The sequence below is a fragment of the Nocardia sp. NPDC004340 genome, from assembly GCF_053602575.1.
In genome coordinates, this window is record NZ_JBSGDW010000006.1 from 199929 (window position 1) to 219362 (window position 19434).

The 19434-nt window shown below is 68.0% G+C and carries 21 protein-coding genes; 7 read left to right on the top strand and 14 right to left on the bottom strand.

The features are described from left to right. The first annotated feature begins 2 nt into the window (after nucleotides 1–2). Nucleotides 3–725 carry an IclR family transcriptional regulator gene (locus ACWEOI_RS24860; protein ID WP_452361161.1) on the top strand — a complete coding sequence of 241 codons (723 nt, stop codon included), beginning with the start codon at nucleotides 3–5 and terminating at the stop codon, nucleotides 723–725. Nucleotides 726–841: 116 nt separating this feature from the next. Next, entirely contained in the window at nucleotides 842–1738 is an 897-nt protein-coding gene (locus ACWEOI_RS24865) for a D-alanyl-D-alanine carboxypeptidase family protein (protein WP_452361162.1), read from the top strand. Here ACWEOI_RS24865 and ACWEOI_RS24870 read toward each other — a convergent pair. From ACWEOI_RS24870 to ACWEOI_RS24880, 3 genes are all read right to left on the bottom strand, one after another. Beyond that, nucleotides 1735–2808 (bottom strand): glycoside hydrolase family 43 protein, encoded by a 1074-nt coding sequence (locus tag ACWEOI_RS24870; RefSeq protein ID WP_452361163.1) that lies wholly within the window; start codon nucleotides 2806–2808, stop codon nucleotides 1735–1737. The genes ACWEOI_RS24865 and ACWEOI_RS24870 overlap by 4 nt on opposite strands. A 105-nt stretch (nucleotides 2809–2913) precedes the next feature. Then, a complete protein-coding gene (locus tag ACWEOI_RS24875; protein ID WP_452361164.1) occupies nucleotides 2914–3546 on the bottom strand; it encodes a glyoxalase in 633 nt (210 codons plus the stop codon). A gap of 80 nt (nucleotides 3547–3626) precedes the next feature. After that, nucleotides 3627–3872 (bottom strand): hypothetical protein, encoded by a 246-nt coding sequence (locus tag ACWEOI_RS24880; RefSeq protein ID WP_452361165.1) that lies wholly within the window; start codon nucleotides 3870–3872, stop codon nucleotides 3627–3629. Nucleotides 3873–4122: 250 nt separating this feature from the next. Here ACWEOI_RS24880 and ACWEOI_RS24885 point away from each other — a divergent pair, with 250 nt between their 5' ends. Continuing rightward, nucleotides 4123–4491: a hypothetical protein gene (locus tag ACWEOI_RS24885; protein WP_452361166.1), complete on the top strand. Its 369-nt coding sequence runs from the start codon at nucleotides 4123–4125 to the stop codon at nucleotides 4489–4491. A gap of 41 nt (nucleotides 4492–4532) precedes the next feature. Here ACWEOI_RS24885 and ACWEOI_RS24890 read toward each other — a convergent pair whose 3' ends face one another. The 4 genes from ACWEOI_RS24890 to ACWEOI_RS24905 form a co-directional block, all read right to left on the bottom strand. After that, nucleotides 4533–5258: a hypothetical protein gene (locus ACWEOI_RS24890; RefSeq protein WP_452361167.1), complete on the bottom strand. Its 726-nt coding sequence runs from the start codon at nucleotides 5256–5258 to the stop codon at nucleotides 4533–4535. Nucleotides 5259–5567: 309 nt separating this feature from the next. Further along, nucleotides 5568–5843, bottom strand: coding sequence for a hypothetical protein (locus tag ACWEOI_RS24895; RefSeq protein WP_433671598.1), 276 nt, complete (start codon nucleotides 5841–5843; stop codon nucleotides 5568–5570). Between the two features lie 226 nt (nucleotides 5844–6069). Continuing rightward, nucleotides 6070–6978 carry a LysR family transcriptional regulator gene (locus ACWEOI_RS24900; RefSeq protein WP_452361168.1) on the bottom strand — a complete coding sequence of 303 codons (909 nt, stop codon included), beginning with the start codon at nucleotides 6976–6978 and terminating at the stop codon, nucleotides 6070–6072. A 63-nt stretch (nucleotides 6979–7041) separates the two neighbouring features. Further along, the gene (locus tag ACWEOI_RS24905) at nucleotides 7042–7605 is read right to left on the bottom strand and encodes an HD domain-containing protein (RefSeq protein WP_452361169.1); all 564 of its coding nucleotides are present in this window, start codon (nucleotides 7603–7605) and stop codon (nucleotides 7042–7044) included. A 299-nt stretch (nucleotides 7606–7904) separates the two neighbouring features. On the opposite strand from ACWEOI_RS24905, the gene ACWEOI_RS24910 reads away from it, so the two are divergent. Beyond that, the gene (locus ACWEOI_RS24910) at nucleotides 7905–8672 is read left to right on the top strand and encodes a glucose 1-dehydrogenase (protein WP_452361170.1); all 768 of its coding nucleotides are present in this window, start codon (nucleotides 7905–7907) and stop codon (nucleotides 8670–8672) included. A 9-nt stretch (nucleotides 8673–8681) separates the two neighbouring features. On the opposite strand, the gene ACWEOI_RS24915 is transcribed toward ACWEOI_RS24910, so the two are convergent. The 6 genes from ACWEOI_RS24915 to ectB form a co-directional block, all read right to left on the bottom strand. Beyond that, nucleotides 8682–10361: a bifunctional metallophosphatase/5'-nucleotidase gene (locus ACWEOI_RS24915; protein WP_452361171.1), complete on the bottom strand. Its 1680-nt coding sequence runs from the start codon at nucleotides 10359–10361 to the stop codon at nucleotides 8682–8684. A gap of 125 nt (nucleotides 10362–10486) precedes the next feature. Then, a complete protein-coding gene (locus tag ACWEOI_RS24920; protein WP_433671593.1) occupies nucleotides 10487–11632 on the bottom strand; it encodes an LLM class flavin-dependent oxidoreductase in 1146 nt (381 codons plus the stop codon). 10 nt (nucleotides 11633–11642) lie between these two features. Continuing rightward, nucleotides 11643–12638: an ABC transporter substrate-binding protein gene (locus ACWEOI_RS24925; protein WP_452361172.1), complete on the bottom strand. Its 996-nt coding sequence runs from the start codon at nucleotides 12636–12638 to the stop codon at nucleotides 11643–11645. After that, complete coding sequence (locus ACWEOI_RS24930; protein ID WP_452361173.1) at nucleotides 12635–13459, bottom strand: ABC transporter ATP-binding protein; 825 nt, start codon at nucleotides 13457–13459, stop codon at nucleotides 12635–12637. Before ACWEOI_RS24930 ends, ACWEOI_RS24925 begins: the two co-directional genes overlap by 4 nt. Beyond that, nucleotides 13432–14244, bottom strand: a complete 813-nt coding sequence (locus ACWEOI_RS24935) for an ABC transporter permease (RefSeq protein ID WP_452361174.1) — start codon at nucleotides 14242–14244, stop codon at nucleotides 13432–13434. The genes ACWEOI_RS24930 and ACWEOI_RS24935 overlap by 28 nt, the downstream gene beginning before the upstream one ends. 247 nt (nucleotides 14245–14491) lie before the next feature. Then, on the bottom strand, nucleotides 14492–15754 hold the full coding sequence (gene ectB / locus ACWEOI_RS24940) for a diaminobutyrate--2-oxoglutarate transaminase (RefSeq protein ID WP_452361175.1): 1263 nt from the start codon (nucleotides 15752–15754) through the stop codon (nucleotides 14492–14494). A 192-nt stretch (nucleotides 15755–15946) separates the two neighbouring features. On the opposite strand from ectB, the gene ACWEOI_RS24945 reads away from it, so the two are divergent. From ACWEOI_RS24945 to ACWEOI_RS24955, 3 genes are read left to right on the top strand one after another with little or no spacing between them, the layout of a single operon-like run. Next, entirely contained in the window at nucleotides 15947–16750 is an 804-nt protein-coding gene (locus ACWEOI_RS24945) for an ABC transporter permease (protein ID WP_452361176.1), read from the top strand. Then, complete coding sequence (locus ACWEOI_RS24950) at nucleotides 16743–17558, top strand: ABC transporter permease (protein WP_452361177.1); 816 nt, start codon at nucleotides 16743–16745, stop codon at nucleotides 17556–17558. The genes ACWEOI_RS24945 and ACWEOI_RS24950 overlap by 8 nt, the downstream gene beginning before the upstream one ends. Next, complete coding sequence (locus tag ACWEOI_RS24955) at nucleotides 17555–18562, top strand: ABC transporter ATP-binding protein (RefSeq protein WP_452361178.1); 1008 nt, start codon at nucleotides 17555–17557, stop codon at nucleotides 18560–18562. The genes ACWEOI_RS24950 and ACWEOI_RS24955 overlap by 4 nt, the downstream gene beginning before the upstream one ends. Here the strand turns inward: ACWEOI_RS24955 and ACWEOI_RS24960 are convergent. After that, entirely contained in the window at nucleotides 18526–19167 is a 642-nt protein-coding gene (locus ACWEOI_RS24960) for a DUF4389 domain-containing protein (protein ID WP_452361233.1), read from the bottom strand. The two genes, ACWEOI_RS24955 and ACWEOI_RS24960, sit on opposite strands and share 37 nt — an antisense overlap. Nucleotides 19168–19434: the final 267 nt, after the last annotated feature.

Consider the following 19434-nt stretch of genomic DNA (forward strand, 5'->3'; position numbering starts at 1 on the left):
CCATGAGCACACGCGGCACTTCGGTCACCAATACGCTCGCGATTATCGAGATCGTGGCGGAATGCGGTGTGGGAATCACCGCCAAGGAAATCGCGCAACGCCTCGGACTCCCGCCCGCGACAGCGTATCGGCTGCTCAATTCTTTGGTCGCCGACGAATACCTGGTACGGACGGCCGATCTGCGCGGTTTCGGTCTCGGTGCGCGGCTGCGCGGGCTGGCGACCGCCTTGAACACACCGACCGTATCCCGGGCGGCACGACAATGCCTCGCCGAATTCCGCGCATCCACCCGGTTCGCGGTGAACTTGATCGGCTTCGGCGCCAGCACAGTTCAGGTGATCAATCAGGACCCGGACCATCCGGTGCCGGCCGAACGAGAACTGACCCGGAACCTGCATGCCTCCGCCGCGGGGAAACTGCTGCTGTCGACCCGAAACGACTGGCCGACCCTGGTTCCGGCCCCCACCCGCTTGACCGCCGGCACCCGGGTCACCCCCGCAGCCCTCGCTGCCGACATCGCCGCCATCCGATCCACCGGCCACGCCCGCGCCGTCGACGAACTGCTCCCGGGCCTGACCTGCTTCGCCTATCCCATCCACAACGAATCCGGCACTCCCGAGGCCGCCCTCTGCATGGCGGGATCGACCACCCGCTTGGACGCCATGACCACCTTCGACGAGGCTGCACGGACATGTGCCGCGCAGCTGGAATCACTGCTGTTCTGAGCAAGACGAACCACTATCCGTATGAGGCACACGGAGGCATGCGCGTCGGGTGGCCAAATACCGCTGGTAGAGGGGGTGGCGGGGCAGAATGTGGCGCCATGCAGACATTTGCCCGAGTGTTGCAAGCTGTGGTTGTCGGTGCTGTGGTGGTGGCGGGGAGTCAGGGGGTGGGGGCTGCGCCGGTGCGGGCCGCGCCGCAGATTCAGTTGCCGTTTCTGAATGGGGAGCCGGAGGGGGTGCAGGCTCAGGGGGCGGCGGTGGCGGATGGGTTCACCGGGACGTTGTTGTGGTCTCGGGAGGCCAATACGCCGGTGCCGATCGCCAGTATCGCGAAGGTGATGACGGCGATGGTGGTGATCAATGCGAACAGTTTGGATCGGGCCGTCACCGTTCCCGCCGAGGCGATTTCGTATTGCTCGCGGAATGACGGGAGTACGGCGGGTCTGGCGGCGGGAGAGGTGCTCAGTACTCGGCAGTTGCTGTATGCGCTGATGTTGCCGTCGGGGTGCGATGCGGCGTATACGCTCGCCGAGGCTTATGGGCCGGGTCAGGATGTGTTTCTGGGGAGGATGAACGATACGGCTCGGCAGATGGGGTTGGGGGCAACGTATTTCGCCGATCCGAGCGGGTTGCCGGTGCCGGAGGACGGTTCGACGTTCTCGACGCCGGCCGATCTGATCGCGCTCGGGCTGCGGGCCATGGGGCACCCGGTGTTCCGGGAAGTCGCGGGGACGCGGAGTTTTCACGTGCCCGCGGCGGCGGGGAATCGGGATCACGTGTGGGAGACCACGAATCAGCTGCTCAAGGAGTACCCGGGCGCGATCGGGATCAAGACCGGGTCGACCGACGCCGCGGGGGCGTGCCTGCTGTTCGAGACGGTGCGGGCGGGGATTCCGATGATCGGTGTGGTGCTGCACAGCTCGGCGTGGAGCGGGGCGGTCGCCAAGGATGACGCCTCACGCATGCTGAACTGGGCTTACCGGCCGATCACGGCCATCATGCCGGGTAGCTAACGCTGGGCCGGGTCCCGGCCCTCGATCACGATCGGGGCGTCGGGACCGAAGGCCATGCCGAAGCGGGGGCGGCCGTCGGGGCCGAAGTTCATGGGCTGGACGCGGACACTGCGGCCCTCCCAGCCGGTGCCGGGTTCCAGGCGGGCGTGGTAGGTGATCCACGGGTGGCCGTCGATGGTGAGGAATCCATTGTGGCCCGGCGCGATCGCTCCCGGGCCGCCCGGCAGGAGGGGGCCGCCGGATTTGGTCCAGGCCGCCGGGTTCATGGGATCGCCGCCCTTCGCCAGTTCGAGCAGGCCGATCCGGTAGGTGTCGTCGAAACTGGCGTTGGCGGAGAAGGTTACGAACAGTCGGCCGTCGGGGCCGATGAGCGCCTCGGGCGCCTCGTTGATCTTCAGATCGGCGTCGTTCGGCACGGTCTCCCACTCCGCGGTCGGCGTCGCGATACTCACCCGCTCACCGACCGGCGTCATCGGATCCGACATCCGCACCGCGCAAATGTCCTGCACCCGTGTGTCTTCCGGGTCGCGCAGACACGACCACAGGTAGTACCCGGCGTTCTGATACTGCATGTAGGTGCCGTCGATCGCCCATCCCCCAGGCAGATTCATCTTCCCGAGGTACTCGTAGGGCCCGGCCGGATCATCCCCCACCGACCGCAACGCATACATCCGATGCGTCTCGTTGCGGTCGTCCTCCTGCCCCGCGAAATAGATCCACCACCGATCCCCGATGTGCTGCAACTCCGGCGCCCAGATCTTCGTGCACGCCTCCCCCGGGCACTCCCCGTGCTCCCACACCACCTTCGGCTCGCTCTTCCCCAGCCCGCCGAGCGTGTCCGAAGTCCGGATGACGACATTGTCGCCGTTGTAGAAGTCCCCCTGCACCAGAGAGAACCGGCCTTGGTAGTAGGCCATGCTCGGGTCGGCTCCCGCGGCGACCACTGGGTTGGCGAATTCCTCGCTATGCGGTCCGGACCCGCGCTGCTCGGCCGTTCCCACCCCCGCGACCGCGGTTCCGAGTCCCACGGTCAGGATGCTCACCAGCCCGAGCGCTCTCCGCCAACCCACCAGCCTCACCTCCAGCGACAGTCGAGAGTCAAGTTTCGACGCCGCCGCCCCCGAGTTCAATCAACACCCGCGAAACCCCAGCACCGCACAGCGATTCGCGGGGCGTCAGGCGGCGGCCCAGGCGAAGCCGTCGGGGTCGGCGAAGGCGCCGAGGGGGCCGGTGACGACGAGGCCGTGCGAGCCGGAGCCGGTGACGGGGACGCCGGCCTCCTTGGCGGCGGCCTTGCGGGGGTAGAGGGCGAGCTTGATCGGGGACTCGGGGAGGTCGAATTCGGCGTACTTGCCGCCGAAGCTCTTGGAGACGGTCAGGCCGCGATCGACGTAGAACTGCTTGCTGGCCTTCACGTCGTCGACGCCGAGGAGCAGGACGACGCTGTCGACCTCGCGGGTCACGGGGGCGGTGTTCTTCTTCTCGGAGGTGGTGACCTTCCAGATGGTGCCGTCGGGGCCCTGGATCACGCCGCCGTAGCCCCAGAAGCTCTTCTTGGCGGGCTTGATCACGGTGAAGCCGTGCTGGAGGGCGCTGGCGATGAGGCTGTCGGCATTGCCGGGCTGGGCGACGACCAGCGACATGATGAATCCGCGGAAGCCCTCCGACGGGGCCGACACGGGAGCGAAGGAGAGCTGGTCGCCGAGACCGAAAGCGGCCTCGTAGGCGGCGGCGACAGCGGTGGGGTCGGTGGCCTCGAGGGTCACGTCGAGGGCGGTGGAAGCGGCGGCGGAAGCGGTGTTCGTCATGGCTATAACGCTAAATTTCGGACCGGCCGGCGACATCCGTGGTGACCACGGAACCGACCACGGAGAACACCCACGGACCCCTACCGACCACCGCCCGGCAGCCGGGCGACCACGAGGCGGTAGACGAGACAGGCCGGGACGATGACCAGCACGATCACGCGCAACGCCATCAGGATCGCGGCCACGGCGAGGTAGCCGAGACCCATGCCGTCGGGCGAACCGAATCCGTGCCGCGCCGACATCAGCGCCATGACCGGGCACAACACGAGGTACATAACGACCGGGATCAGCGGGATGCGGACGAGCCGCCCACCTCGAGCAGCCACGCGGGGGTTCTCATCGCGCCAGCTCCGGCCAAGAGGTGAGGAACCAACAGCGCTGGATTCCCGAGCGAATGGTGCGAGGCGCACGCCAGATGCCCTGCGCGGCGGGCGCTTTCATTTTCCCGAAAAGGGGGCTGACAATTGTCTCCCGCGCGGAGTTCGAGTTTTCCGGCAATTGCTCTCGCGTAGCCCCGTCGGCAGGTGCATTCTGGAGAGAAGACAGGAATTTCCGCTGCTCGAGGGAGGTAGGGACATGGTCAGGGTGACGGCGGTCGAAGCCAACGGCGAACACTGGCATCCGCATCCCGGCGACGCTATCGAGGATCCGCGGGAAGGGCCGGCGCTGATTATGTGCCTGCTCGGAATCGCGGTGCTCGGGATGACGATCGTGGCGGCCGCGTCCAAGTTCTACGGCTGGACCATAATCGGGGCGATTGTCGCTGCGGTGCTTATCGTTTCGGGTCTGCTGTGGATTCGGTTCGAGTACTTCCGCGAATTCCGGCGGGAACAGAAGAGCGGACGGCACGGGCACAATCCCCTGGTCCACGGTGAGTGGCGGGGACGCCAGCTCAGCTCGTGGCAGGTCCGCAAGGGCGAGGGCCTCGAGAGCCTGGAGTCGTGACCGGCTGACCGGCCACGACCCCACGGTCCTCGGGTCCCGGGCTACTTCGCCGGGGCCGGAGCCGGGGTGAACGGCTGGTTGATGGTGGTGAAGTACTGGATCGCGGCGGCGATGGCCACCGGGGCGGTCACCAGGATCAAACCGCCGACAGCGCCGAGCGCGCCCATGGCCGCGGCGCCCGCGAGGCAGCCCACGACCGCACCCGGCAGGAACGAGAACAGGCCGCCGATGATGCCGGTGGCCAGCGTGGCGCCGCCGCCGACCGCGATGCCGCCCAGGGCGCAGCCCACGGCCGCGCCGCCGATGCCGCCGACCAGGGTGCCGATGGTGGCGCCGACGGAGATGGTGTCCTTCATGCGGTTCCACGCCGCCTGCTCGCGGTCGTAGGGGGTCTTCCAGGGCGCGGTGTCCTCGAACGGGAGCGCGACCGGGTGATAGGCCGCGTGGCCCAGATCGAATTGCGGCGTCAGCGTGACCGTGCGGTTCCGGATTTCGGCCGCGATCGGGAACACGAAATCGTCCACCCGGAAAGTCAGTTCGGTTCCGGCTACCACCGTGCCATCGGCGGCTTTGATCTTGAAGACGCCGTTCTCGACATTCATCGTGCCGATATCGGTGGAAATGATGGCCGATCGGTCGGTGGCGGACGCCGAGTAGTGAATGGCGCCCACGTCACCCGTTTCGGGCTGGGCATTTGCCGTACCTGCGGTGATTGCCGTGACGGTGGCCACCAATGCGGTGACCGCCGCGATTCCGCTCTTGCGCATGTGATTTACCTCGATTGAGTATGCCCGCGGAAAAAGAACTCATCGCAGGATCAGTTACTGACAAGCAGACTCTAAGTTGGTTCTCAGCGCATCGGCAATGCATATTTGCCATAAGTGACTCGTAACACAAACGAGATGTCTTCTAGGTGTCTCGTTGTGCGCCAAGGTATTCCGCTATTCACCTGAATGGATTGAAAGTGTCCAGAAGGTGAACACAACGCGATCGGGCCATCGGCAGCCGGACCGGACAGGCCGTCGAACAGCCCGCACAGCGGCCGGCGCGGGACCTCCGCGACCGGCCGGCTTCCGTCAGAGCTCGTCGAGCTCCGGGATCGGAGGCAGGACCGGCTCGGGCCACTCCTCGAGGGTCGCCACCTGCAGGTGGATGAAGGCCGCGATGCGGTGGCGGGCCGAGGACGGGAGTCGCTCGATATCGGCCGCGCTGAGGACGTGTGCGCCGAAGGAGTGGGTCTGTGACGCTTCGGAGTCGGGCGTTTCGGGAACAACCTCTAGCTTTGGCCGCGCAGCAGTAGCCGGGATGACAGGCTCATCCGGGTCTGCGGCAGCGGCGGTGGTTCGCACCATTCCGTGACCATAACCCTTTGGTAACACGCGCGGGAGCCGTTGGCGCACTTGTGTCTTCGCGCTGCGAATTCAGCGAAGCCATTGTAAAGAGAGTTTGAATGTGCAGGCAGACATGGCCATCCGGAAATCGGGTTCGCCTGCGCCGGAACATTAAGGTGATCGGCGTCACTCTGTCAACACTTCGGACAAATCTCCCCGAAGTGACAGGGAAACTCCCCTGAATGCCTCAGATCGGTCGGCTCGCAATGACATACAAGTCACGCGCCGGGCCCGTCGGCTTCTGGCCGATCGGCCATACCGCTCGCAACTGGCGTTCCAAATCCAGACCGGCGACCCCGGGCGACACCAGAATGCCGTCGGCCAATTCGGTCGCCACCGCGAGTGAACTGAGCACCGCGGGCGCGAGGCCGTCGGCGACCGCGGTCTTGATGGCGGTGGTGGAGGACAACTCCAGCGCGATCTCCGGCCACCACCCCGGAACACCCGCGGTCATGGCGCGCTCGAACGACGTGCGGGTGCCCGAGCCGGGCTCGCGGTAGATGAGCGGGGTGCGGGCCAGTTCGGCGGCGTCGATCTCCGGCCGCCGCGCCCACGGGTGGCCGGGCGCGACCACTACGACCAGCCGATCCCGCGCTACCACATGGCTTTCCAGCTCGCGGGGCAGGTGCGGGCTCTCGACGAATCCGATCCCGGCCCGGCCGTCGAGCACCGCCTTGGCCACCTCGGTCGAATTGCCCGATTCCAGGGCGATGGAAGTGTCCGGCATCCGCGTGCGCAGGGCCATCAGCCATTTGGGGAACAGGTACTCCGCCACGGTCTGACTGGCCGCGACCCGCAACCGCGAATCACGTTGCGCGCGCAGGCTGTCGATTCCGGCGTCCAGGCGCGCGGCCGCGTCCACCACGTCCCGCGCCCATTCCGCGATCAGCGCCCCCGCCGCGGTGGGCCGCGATCCGAGCGTGGTCCGTTCCAGCACCGGAACGCCGACCAGCTGCTCGAGGTAGCGGATGCGCGAGCTGGCCGACGGTTGACTGATCCCGTGCGCTTTGGCCGCCCGCCCGAGACTGCCCAGCTCGATCACCGAGAGCAGCAGGTCGAGCGCGGACAGATCCGGGACGCGGGGGGACAACGGCATAGATCGAGTCTATGCACAGACCTCACAGGGGCCCGACGAGCGGGGAGAGGTCGGACGAACGGGTCAGCGAGCGGCGGCGACGCGCTCGATGACCGGCAGCCAGAAGTCGAGCGGCCGCACGGTCAGCCCGACGACCTTGCCCGCGTCGTCCGCGCGGCGCAATGCGATGGCCGCCGCGAAATCGGGGTCGTGCTCGAAGGCGGCTGTCTCGGCTGCGGTCATCGGGCCACCCTGCGCGACCAACGTGCGCCGACTGGACTCCGACAAGCCCGCGGCGTGCGCCGAATCCGTCGCTGCCAGATACCGTTTCGCGACCACGTGCAGCTCGACCAACCGTGCGACGCGTTCACCCAGCAGGCCGCGGACGGCAGCGGCGCCATGCTCCCCGTGGCCCGCGTCGTCGCCGGGCACCAGCTTGTGCCCGATGTCGTGCACCAGCCCGGCGACCTGAAGTTCCGCATCGGCGGGATGGTCGCGGCGCAGCAGTTCGGCGCACTGCCGGTCGTGGTCGAGGATGTCGACCGGATCCCCGCTGCGGTCTGGCATGTCCCAGGCGTCGTGGCAGTCGGCGAGCAGTGCCATGAGGTCGGCGACGGTGTCGAGCGGGGCGGCGGGCGCGCGGTTCACGCCCGCACCCTACGGCGGGGTGCCGGGGCTCGCCACCGCACCGCCGCCACGAGCTGTGCGGCGTTCTTCACCTGCGCATGTTGTCGGCCACCGCGATGGTGCCGAGGTCCGGTCCACCTCCGTCGGGGAATACCCGAACCAGACCCCCGGTTGAATTGGTTGACATATCCACAATATGGATTCGGGTGCGACTCCGGACCAATCCGGAACGCATTGGACAATATTCAGCAAACCAACTGTGTGTGACCGGTGAGCGGGTCACCGTGCCTGCGCGCCGGATCCTTCGGAAGGAGCCTCCCATGCACGACCTGTCCGGCAAGACGATCCTGATCACCGGCGCGGCCCGCGGCATCGGCGCCGAGACCGCGCGGCAGGCGATCGGGGCCGGGGCCAATGTCGTGATCGCGGACGTCCTCGACGACGACGGCGAGGCCCTCGCGGCCGAGCTCGGCGCGCAGGCCGTCTACCAGCACCTCGACGTCACCTCCGAGCCCGATTGGGTGGCCGCGCCGGCCGCCGCCCGCGACGCCTTCGGCGGGACCGTGAACGGCCTGGTCAACAATGCCGGGATCTCCACCGGCGAGCTGCTGGCGAACGAGTCGGTCGAGCATTTCCGCAAGGTCATCGACATCAACCTGGTCGGCGTCTTCCTCGGCATGCGGACCTTCATTCCGGCGCTGAAGGAGGCGGGCGGCGGGTCGATCGTCAATATCTCCTCCGCGGCCGGGCTCATGGGTCTCGCGCTCACCGGCAGCTACGGCGCGTCCAAGTGGGCGGTGCGCGGCATGTCCAAGGTGGCCGCCATCGAGAACGGCGTCGATCGCATTCGAGTGAACTCGGTGCACCCGGGCATGACCTACACGCCGATGACCGCGCAGGTCGGCATCCAGCAGGGTGAGGGCGGCTACCCGAACACTCCGATGGGCCGGGTCGGCGAGGCCGACGAGATCGCGGCGGCCATCGTCTTCCTGCTCTCGGACGCGGCCTCCTACGTCACCGGCGCGGAACTGGCCGTGGACGGCGGCTGGACGGCCGGACCGACCGTGAAATACGTGATGGGCCAATAAGTCCGGGCGTCAGCGCTTCTCGATCCGGCCCCCCGGCGGGGCGACGGCGCCGCGGGTCCGCAGGTATGCCTCCAGGGCGTCGAGATCGATGGGCCCGACCAGGGTTTCGGTGTTCTGCGTGAACACCGAGAAGCCGTCGCCGCCGGCGGCGAGGAAGCTGTTGGTCGACACCCGGTAGACCGCCACCGGATTCACCGGCTCCCCCGCCACCCGGACGCTGCCGTCGATCACCTTGTGCCCCTTGGGCGCGGCGTCGGAATACGAGTAGGTGATGCCCGCGACCGACAGCACGCCGGGCTTGCTCACATTGTCCCATTGCTGTTCCAGCAGATTCAGGATCTGCTGTCCGGTCAGCGTCACGGCCACCACCTGATTGCCGAACGGCTGCACCGTATATGCCTGCGCGTAGGTGATGTTCCCGCCGGACAGGCCCGCGCGGACGCCGCCGGGGTTCATGAACGCGGCCACCGCCCGCACCGAGGCCATGGCGTCGAGCATGGAGTCGGCGATGACGTCGCCGAGCGGGGAGTCCCCAGCGGGCGCGGGTTCGGCGGGCAGGGGCGCGGCCGCCGAGCCGATGACGCGTTCGGCGCGCGGTTTCGATTGCGCGGCGAAGAAGTCCACCAGTTTCGCGGTGGCCGGGTCGGGGGTGATGTCGCGGGTGACGACCCGGTTGACGGCCGAGGCCTCCACCTTGCCGTCATGGAAGCGCAGCGTCACATCGGTGACGAGGCGCCCGTAGGAGGCGGCCTGGGTGACCACTTTGCCGTCGAGGGTGCAGTTGTAGGCCTGGTGACTGTGCGCGGTGAGCATCACCGAGACAGCGGCATCGGCCTTGTGCGCCAGGGCTTTCACGCCCGCCGAGATGCCGTCGCAGCCGTTGTAGTCCAGCGGTCGGCCCTGGGTCTGCTGGGTCCCGCCATCGTGCAGCAGCGCCACCACGGTTTCCGCGCCCGCGGCCTTCATGGCGGGCACGTATTTGTTGATGGCGTCGGCCTCGTCGCCGAAGCGGTAGCCGCGAATGCCTTCCGGCATGACGATGTTCGCGGTGTCGGGGGTGACGACGCCGACCACACCGATCTTGTGTCCGCCCAGTTCCAGCATGGTCCACGGCTTCAAGCCCTGCGGCTGTTGTCCGTCGGCGTCGGTGACATTGGCGGCCAGGTACGCGAACTTCGCTCCGGGGAACGGCTCGCCCGGGCCGCACCTGTCCGGCGCGCAGCCGCCGTGCTGTAGTCGGCGCAATTCGACGACGCCGTGGTCGAATTCGTGATTCCCGACCGAGGAGGCCGCGACGCCGACCGAATTGAGGAACTCGATGGTCGGCTCGTCGTGGAACAGCGCCGAGATGAGCGGGCTCGCTCCCACGTCGTCCCCGGACGCGAGGACCGCGCTGTCCGGATAGGCCGCCTTCAACCGGGCCAGGTGCGCGGCCAGATACACCGCTCCCCCGGCCTGATACGCGCCCACCTTGCCATTGGATCCGTCGGGCGGCTGGAGGTTGCCGTGCAGGTCGTTGAGGCCGAACAGGTGCACCTCACCGGGTTTCGCCTGCGGCAGGTCCGACGTCGAGACCAGGGGCACGGCGCTCGGAGTCGCGGGCGCGGTGTCCTCCGCTCCCCCGCACCCCGCCACCAGGGCCAGGCTCAGCACCGTCGCGCACACACCGAGAACACGCCGACCGCTCATGGTTGTCGACTGTGTCAGACGCCGTCGACGCACGCACGACGGTGGGGTGAATTCCGCCGTCACCGCCCAGCGCGCACACGCCGACGACCGCCCACCGCTCGGGCGGGGCCGTCGAGACGAACGGTCTAGCTGCTGGACGCGCTCGCGAACGGGGTCACGGCGGGGACGGACGGACGCCGGATCGGGTGCTGCCACAGGCCCTTTCGCTCCAGGATGGGCAGCACGCCCTCACCGAACCAGTACGCCTCCTCCAGGTGCGGGTAGCCCGAGAGCACGAAGTGGGAGATGCCCGCCTTCGAGTACTCGACGAGCCGCTCGGCCACCTCTTCGTGCGAGCCGACCAGGGCGGTGCCCGCGCCGCCGCGGACCAGGCCGACGCCCGCCCACAGGTTGGGGGCGATCTCGAGCCGGTCGGTGCTGCCGTTGTGCAGTTCCGACATGCGGCGCTGCCCCTCGGATTCGCTCTGCGCCAGGGCGGCCTGGACGCGTTCGATATCGGCGGGGTCGATGCCGGCGAGCAGCTTGTCGGCGACCGCCCACGCCTCCTCGGAGGTGTCACGGGTGATGACGTGGATGCGCAGCCCGTAGTCGAGCTTGCGGCCCGCGTCGACGGCCAGCCCGCGGATCCAGTCCAGTTTGCGGCTCACCGCGAGGACCGGTTCACCCCAGGTCAGGTAGGTGTCGGCGTAGCGGGCCGCGACCGGTCCGGCCGGGCCCGAGGACCCGCCGAAGAAGATCGGCGGCACCGGGTCGGGCCGGTTGCTCAGCAGCGCGTTCTCGACGCGAATGTGCTCGCCGTGGAAGGTGACGGGCTCATGCGAATTCCACAGCGCCCGCACCACATCCAGGAATTCGCCGGTCCGCGCGTAGCGGGACTCCTTGTCGGCGAAGTCGCCGTAGGCGGCCTGCTCACGCGGTTCGCCGCCGGTCACCACATTGAGGAACAGTCGTCCGGCCGAATGCCGTTGGAAGGTGCCCGCCATCTGCGCGGCCAGGGTCGGGCTCATCAGGCCGGGCCGCAGCGCGACCAGGAACTTCAGCGTCTCGGTGGTCTCGACCAGCATGGCGGTGGTCAGCCAGGCGTCCTCGCACCAGGAGCCGGTGGGGGTGAGCACGGCCTCGAAGCCATTGCTCTCGGCGGCCGCGGCGATCTGGTTGAGGTAGTGCAGCGAGGCGGGCCGGTCCCCGGACATGGGGGTGCCGTGCCCGCCGACCACCAGGCCGCGGGAGTCGCCGGAGGTGGGCAGGAACCAATGGAACGACAAGCTCATGCGGGGACTCCTAGGAGGTGAATCGGTCGTTGAAACGGGTGTCGATGAAGTCGGCGATCCGGACCTTGCCGGGGATCAGCTTGGCGTCGGCGAAGCCGTCGGCCACTTGCTGTTCCGCGGCGATCGTCGCCTCATCGAGCGGATGGTCCTGGTAGTTGGCGCGATTCACGGCCAGTAGGGTGACGTCGTAGGGCACGCCGGTGATGCCGGAGGACTGCTTGGCCCACTCCTCGCGGTGCCCGGTGATCCACACGTGCGCCCGCCGCAGCCGTTCCAGCAGATCCCGTACGGCGGCGGCATTCGCCTTGTTCTGCAACGTCTTCGAGCCGGCGACGTAGAAGCTGTCCGGCTTCACGTAGCCGGTGCCGTCGACCAGCACGCGGGCCCCGCCGATCTCGGCCTGCGCGGCATACGGGTCCCACACCGCCCAGGCGTCGACACGGCCGGTGGACAGGGCCGCGAGCGCGTCGGCGGGCTGCAGGTACTGCGGCTCGATATCGCTGAAGCCGAGCCCGTTCTTGGTCAGCACCGACAGCAGGTGGTAGTGCGCGGAGCTGCCCTTGGTGACCGCGATCTTCTTGCCGCGCAGGTCCTTCGGGTCCTTGATGGCCGAATCCTTGGGCACGATCACGGCGTTCGCGGCGACGCCGGAGTCGTAGGAGCCCACGATCTTGATCTGCGATTTGGCGGCCGCCGCGAACACCGGCGGCGCGTCACCGACGCCACCGAAGTCGACCGATCCGGAGTTGATGCCCTCCAGCAGCGGCGGTCCGGCGGTGAAGGTGGACCATTCGATCTTGTACGGCAGATTCTTACTCTCCCCCGACACCTCCAGCTGGGCTTGCAGCGCCAGGCCCTTCTGGTCGCCGACGTGCAGGGTCACCTGGGACAGATCCACCGAACCGTCCGCGTTCACGCCCTTGGTGTCGTCATTGCCCGAGGAGCACGCCGCGCCCGCGAGGGTCGCGGCGACCGCCAGGGCGGCGAACAGGCGCTTGGTCTTCATTCGGTGGTTCCTTCCGGGGTGACGCCCAGCTCGGCGAGCAGTTCCGCTCGCAGCGCCTGGAATTCGGAGTGGTCGCGCCGCCGGGGGCGCGGCAGGTCGATGGGCAGCTCGCGGCCGATGCGCCCGCCGTCGAGCACCAGGGCGCGGTCGGCCAGCAGCAGCGCCTCGTCCACATCGTGGGTGACCAGCAGAACACCGGGCCGGTGCCGGGCCCACAGGTCCAGTACCAGGCCGTGAATCGTGATGCGGGTCAAGGCGTCCAGAGCGCTGAAGGGCTCGTCGAGCAGCAGCAGGTCCGGTTCCCGGACCAGGGCGCGGGCCAGCGAGGCGCGCTGGGCCTCGCCGCCGGAGAGGGTCAGCGGCCAGGCCTCGCCACGCTCGGCGAGTCCGACCTCGGCCAGCGCGGCCGCGGCCGCCGCCTTGGAGTCGGCGCGGCGCAGGCCGAGGACCACGTTGTCGCGCACCCGTTTCCACGGGACCAGCCGCGGTTCCTGGAAGGCGACCGCGACCTCGCCGGTGACGGAGAGCTCGCCCTCGGTCTCCCGATCGAGGCCGGCCAGCGCGCGCAGCAGGGTGGATTTTCCGGAGCCGCTGCGGCCCAGCAGGGCCACGAACTCGCCGGGGCGGATGTCGAGATCCAGGCCGTGCAGGACTCGGCGTGCGCCGAAGTCCTTGACCAGACCGCGAATTCGCACGACCGGGGTGGTGGTCGCCGGGGTCCGGACGACCGCGGGAGCCTCCGCGCGGACGGTCTCCTCCAGTCCGGCCAGGGTCTCCGCGATGACCGAATCGGTCAGGGTGCCAGGAAGCCGCGTCGCCATGACAGCGCTCTCCTCTCGATCGAACGGACGAGTGCGTCGGTGAGCAGCCCGAGCACGCTGTAGACGAGCAGCCCGACCACGATCACGTCGGTGCGCAGGAATTCGCGGGCGTCGTTGATCATGAAGCCCAGGCCCGCATCGGCATTCACCTGTTCGGCCACGATCAGCGCCAGCCAGGCCACGCCCAGCGACTGCCGCAACCCGACCAGGGTCTGGGGCAGCGCGCCCGGCAGCACGATGTGCCGGATCAGTCCCGCGCGGCTGAGCCGCTGCACCTGCGCGAGCTCGGCCAGTTTGCCGTCCACGCTGCGGATGCCCGCGAAGGTGTTGAGGTACAGGGGAATCGCGACGCCGAAGGCGACCAGCACGATCTTGGGCAGCTCACCGATGCCGAACCACAGGATGAACAGCGGGATCAGGCCGTAGAACGGCAGCGTCCGCAGCATCTGCATGAGCGGGTCGACGAGGTACTCCCCCGCTCGGCTCAGTCCGGCCACCAGCGCCAGCGCGATACCGGCGGCCGCGCCGATGGCGAAGCCCAGCGCCGCACGACTCGAGGACACCGACACGGCCTTGGTCAGCGTGCCGTCCTTGATCAAGTCCACCGCCGTCTCGACGACCGTCACCGGGGAGGCGAGCAGTCGCTCGGGCAGCACCCCGGTCGCACTGGTCAGCTGCCAGGCCACGACCACCAGCAGCGGCGCGACGAAGCGGGCCAGGACGGAAACGTTCGGCAGGCGTGGCCGGCCCACGACGGGCTGGACCTGCACGGCAATGGAGGACACGAAGCACCCCTCGGGCGAACGGGACGGGGACCGTGGCGGCCGAGGGCCTTTCGAGCGCCACCTGTCCGACTGTGCCGTTCCCGGCCCGGCCGGTCACCGGTTGGAATCCCCGTGATTCTGGGATCCCGAGGGCCTGGGAGCTGTGCGTCAGATGCTGCGGGTCAAGGAAAAAGGGGTGGTGCCGGGTTCCCTCCGCAGCTGGGAACCCGGCACCGGGTCGGCACCGGTGTGGGCGGTGGCCGACGTCTTAGTGGCCGTCGCGGACGATCTCCACGGCGCGGGCGAGAATGCCCAGGCCGTGGGTGATCTCGTCATCGCTGACGGTCAAGGGCGGGAGCAGCTTCACGACCTGCTCGGTGGCTCCGGAGGTCTCGACCAGCAGGCCGAGTTCGAAGGCGACCTGGCAGACCTTCTCGGCCTGCGAGGCGTCCTCGAAGACCAGGCCGTGGACCAGACCGCGGCCGCGGGTGGTGATGCCGCCGAAGGACTCGGTGAGGGTGACCAGCTGGTCGTGGATGCGGGCGCCCTTGGCCAGGGTGGACTGCTCGAGGGCGTCGTCGGACCAGTACTCGCGCAGCGCGACCTCGGCGGTCACGAAGGCGGTGTTGTGGCCACGGAAGGTGCCGTTGTGTTCACCGGGCGCCCACTGGTCCAGTTCCCGGCGCATGAGCACCAGCGCCATGGGCAGGCCGTAGCCGCTGATGGACTTGGACACCGCGACGATGTCGGGGGTGATGCCGGCGATCTCGAAGGAGAAGAACGGGCCGGTGCGGCCGCAGCCCATCTGCACGTCGTCGACGATGAGCAGAATGCCGCGGGCCGAGCACAATTCGGACAGGGTGCGCAGCCATTCGGCGCGGGCCACATTGACCCCGCCCTCGCCCTGCACGGTCTCGACGATGACGGCGGCGGGCTTGTCGAGTCCCGACGAGGTGTCGTCGAGCGCGCGGCGCATCCACGAGAAGTCCTCGGGCTCATCCAGATAGCCGTCGAAGGGCATCGGCGTGGTGTGCACCAGGGGGACGCCCGCGGCGGCGCGCTTGGCGGCGTTGCCGGTGACCGACAGCGCGCCGAGCGTCATGCCGTGGAAGGCGTTGGTGAAGTTCAGGACGGTGGTGCGACCGGTGACCTTGCGGGCCAGCTTGAGCGCGGCCTCCACGGCATTGGCGCCGGTCGGGCCGGGGAACTGGACCTTGTAGTCGAGGCCGCGCGGGGTGAACACCAGATCGCGCATGGTCTCGAGCAGGCGGCGCTTGGCGACGGTGGACATGTCCAGGGCATGGGTGATGCCGTCGGCCATGATGTAGTCGACCAGGGCCTTCTTGAAGACCGGATTGTTGTGACCGTAGTTGAGGGTGCCGGCGCCGGCGAAGAAGTCCAGGAACTCCTTGCCGTTCTCGTCGGTCAGCCACGCGCCGCGGGCGGTGTCGAAAACGGTCGGCCAGGAACGGCAGTAGCCACGCACATTGGATTCGAGCGCCTCGAAAACGGTCGTCTCTGCAATGGTCATCGTGTGGTTCCTAGCGTCGCAACTAAGTGAAACGCTGTTGTTTCTATCACATGGGCGCCGAAGCGAAATCATTTTCTTTCGAATCGGGCGGCCATACCCGCTGCCTATGACCACGTGACGCACACCGCAACAGACCGGCACACAGCATAACTCGTTGCGGGACACCGGCCGCATCCGTAGGGTCACACCCTTGTGCGCGGCGACGTGGGGGTCTACTGGCAGCTGGTCAAAGCAGGGTTTCGCAGACAATCGCACTATCGGCTGGCGATGGCGGCGGGCCTGCTCACCAATCTCGTGTTCGGCTTCGTCCGCGCGGCCGTACTGATGACGGCCGTCCGCGAGAACAATGGCTTCGGCGGCTACGACCGCGGCACCATCGGTGCCTACATCTGGCTCTCCCAGGGACTGCTGGGGGCCATCGCCTTCTGGATGCTGCCCGACATCGTGGAACGCATCCGCACCGGCGACGTCGCCGTCGACTTCCTGCGACCAGTCGACATCCAGTTCGCGCACCTCGCGGAATACCTGGGCCGCGCGGGGTTCTCACTGCTGCCGCGCGGGCTGCCCAGCATCCTGGCCGGGGCGCTCACCTTCGGACTCGCCTTCCCTGCCACGCCCGGCCCCTACGCGCTGGGCGCGATCAGCCTGCTGCTGGCCATGGTCCTGTCGTTCCTGTCCATGTTCGCGGTCAGCCTGGCCGGGTTCTGGCTCATCGAGACGCGCGGACTGCGGTCCCTGCACATGATCTGCGGGACCTTCCTGGCCGGACTGTTCGCGCCGGTCCACCTGTTCCCGGGCTGGCTGCGCGCCGTCGCCTACTCCACCCCGTTCCCGTCCATGCTGCAATGGCCGGTCGATCTGCTGTCCGGCCGCACCACCGGGTGGGCTGCGGTGGAAATCCTTGCCGTGCAATGCTTCTGGTTGGTGGTTCTGGTCGGGCTCGGGCAACTGCTGCTGCGGGCCGGACGCCGCAAGCTGGAGGTGCAGGGTGGGTGAGGCGATCCCCTCACGTCTGGCGCCCTACCGCGCGGTCCTCGGATCCCGGCTGCGCGCACAACGCGCGTACCCGCTGTCCTTCGCCACGGATGTGCTGAGCGCCTTCCTGATCGGACTGATGGAATTCGCCGAAATGTGGGTGGTCTTCCATAATGTGCGGCAACTGGGCGGGCTCGATCTGAACGGCATGCTGCTGCTGTTCGGCATGAGCAATACCTGTTTCGCCATCGCCGACATGGTGGTCGGGCACGCCGACACGCTGCCCACCTATATCCGGATGGGCACCCTCGACGCGTACTACCTGCGGCCGCAACCGCTGCTGCTCCAGCTCATGACCAGTGATGTGCAATTGCGGCGGCTGGCGCGCATCGCGGTGGCCGCTACCGTGCTCGCGTTCGGCCTGGTGCGCAACGACATCGACTGGTCCGCAGCGCATCTGGTGCTGTTCGTGGTCACCGTGGCCGCCGGAATCGCCATCTTCGCCGGGCTTTTCGTGTGCGCGGCCGGGGTGCAGTTCTTTCTGATCGACGGTGCGGAGCTGACGAATTCCTTCACCTACGGCGGCTCCTACGCCTCGATGCAACCGACCTCGGTGTTTCCCACCCCGATGAAACTCGTGTTCGGATTTCTGATTCCGGTCGCCTTCACCTCCTATCTGCCCGCCATCGCGTTGCTCGGATTGCCCGGGCCCGCGCCGCTGCCGGGCTGGCTGGCGTGGGCGGCCCCGGTGGCGGCGGCCTGGGTGTGGGCGGTGGCGCTGTTCCTGTGGCGGCTCGGGACCAGGCACTATCAAGGAGGCGGCGGATGAGCGGGACCCGGACCGGCGAGCGGGCCATCATCGAGATCGAGGGCCTGACACGGACTTTCACGGTCAGCAAGAAGGAGGGCCGCCGGCGACGGCGGCGCGAGGTGCTGACCGCGGTGGACGACATGAGCTTCCGGGTGGAGCCCGGCGCGGCGGTCGGATATATCGGCGCGAACGGCGCGGGCAAGTCCACCACCATCAAGATGATCACCGGCATCCTGGTGCCCTCGGCCGGACGGTTGCGGACCTGTGGCCTGGACCCGGTGCGGCAGCGCCGCGAACTGGCCTCACGGATCGGGGTGGTGTTCGGACAGCGTTCACAGCTGTGGTGGGATCTGCCGCTGCGCGAATCGTTCTCGATCCTGGCGGCCATCCACCGGCTCGAACCGGCCGCCGCGCGGGCCCGCACCGCCGAGCTCATCACGCAGCTGGAGATGGGCGGCACCCTCGACACCCCGGTGCGACAGCTGTCGCTGGGGCAGCGCATGCGCGCGGAAGTCGCGGCGGCGCTGCTGCATTCGCCGGAACTGGTCATCCTCGACGAGCCGACCATCGGCCTGGACGTGTTGTCCAAGCAGCGATTACGCGAATTCCTGCGGCACGAGCGCACCCAGCGCGGCACCACCCTGCTGCTCACCACCCACGACATGGGCGATATCGAGCGGCTGTGCGAGCGGGTGCTGGTCGTCGATCACGGGCGGCTGATCTACGACGGCACCCTGGCCGGGCTCGGCGCGACCGTCGGCGCGCAACGCGTGCTCACCGTCGACCTCGCCGAGCCGACCGCGGACCTCGACGACCTGCCCGGGGCGAAACTGCTCGACAGCGCGGGCGCGGGCATGCGGCAGCGGCTGGCCTTCGATACCGAGACCACCACCGCCGCGCAGTTGCTCGCGGCCGTGTCGGCGCGCGCCGAGGTCCGCGACCTGTCCATCGAGGAACCCGATATCGAGGACGTGGTGCGGCGGCTCTACGAGGCCGCGGCGTCGGGCTCCCTCGCACCCTGATCGAGCCGGAACGGCGGGTAGACGTCGGTCATGAGCGAGGCGTAGGCGCGCACCCGCAACGACCAGCGGTTGATGCCCATCAGGAAGTCGTACAGGCCCTGTGGGTAGACGCCGGTGAACAGCAGCGCGATCACGGCGACCAACACGAGAATCGCCATGGGCGCGAACGAGTTCCGGCCGCCGTACACCAGCGCCGCCACGATCAGATACTGCGGAATTGCGAGCAGCCACCATTTGATCAGGACCAAGCCGCGGCTGAACCGCTCGGGATAGTCGACCTCCAGGTCCGCCGGATATGCCGGATCGGGTTCCAAACTGAACGGTGGGTATTTATCGGTGCCCAGCTGCGAGAGGGCATAGAAACGCACCCGCCAACTCCAGCGCAGCACGCCGACATTGAAATCGAACAGCACTCTCGGATACTGCTCGGTAATGAGGATGGCGAAGAAGGCGACGATACTGACCGCGAGATAGGCGATGCTCAGAAAGAGCAGGACGATCAGGTGTGGAATAGCAAGTATCCACTTGACTATCCACAGCCAGCGGGAGACCACGGGATCGAGATCCCCCCGTACACGAACCGGATAAACAGGACTTGGCTGCATGGCCGTCACTCCTCTCGAGCGGCGGCGCACACCTGGCGACCACCGCGCGAACAGCGGTGAGCCGTTGTTCACCCCATTGTTTCCCCTGCGACGCGAAGATCACATCTGCTTCTCACACATTGTGACCAGATTCGTAATAGCGCGCGCGACGGCGAGTTCCGCACACCACATCGGCGTCGTTCGAATTGCGGACCAGGGTCGGGTGTGCGACGTTGCTGACTATTCTCCATGTGCTCGGCCCGGGTCGGCACGCCAGCTGATAATCGG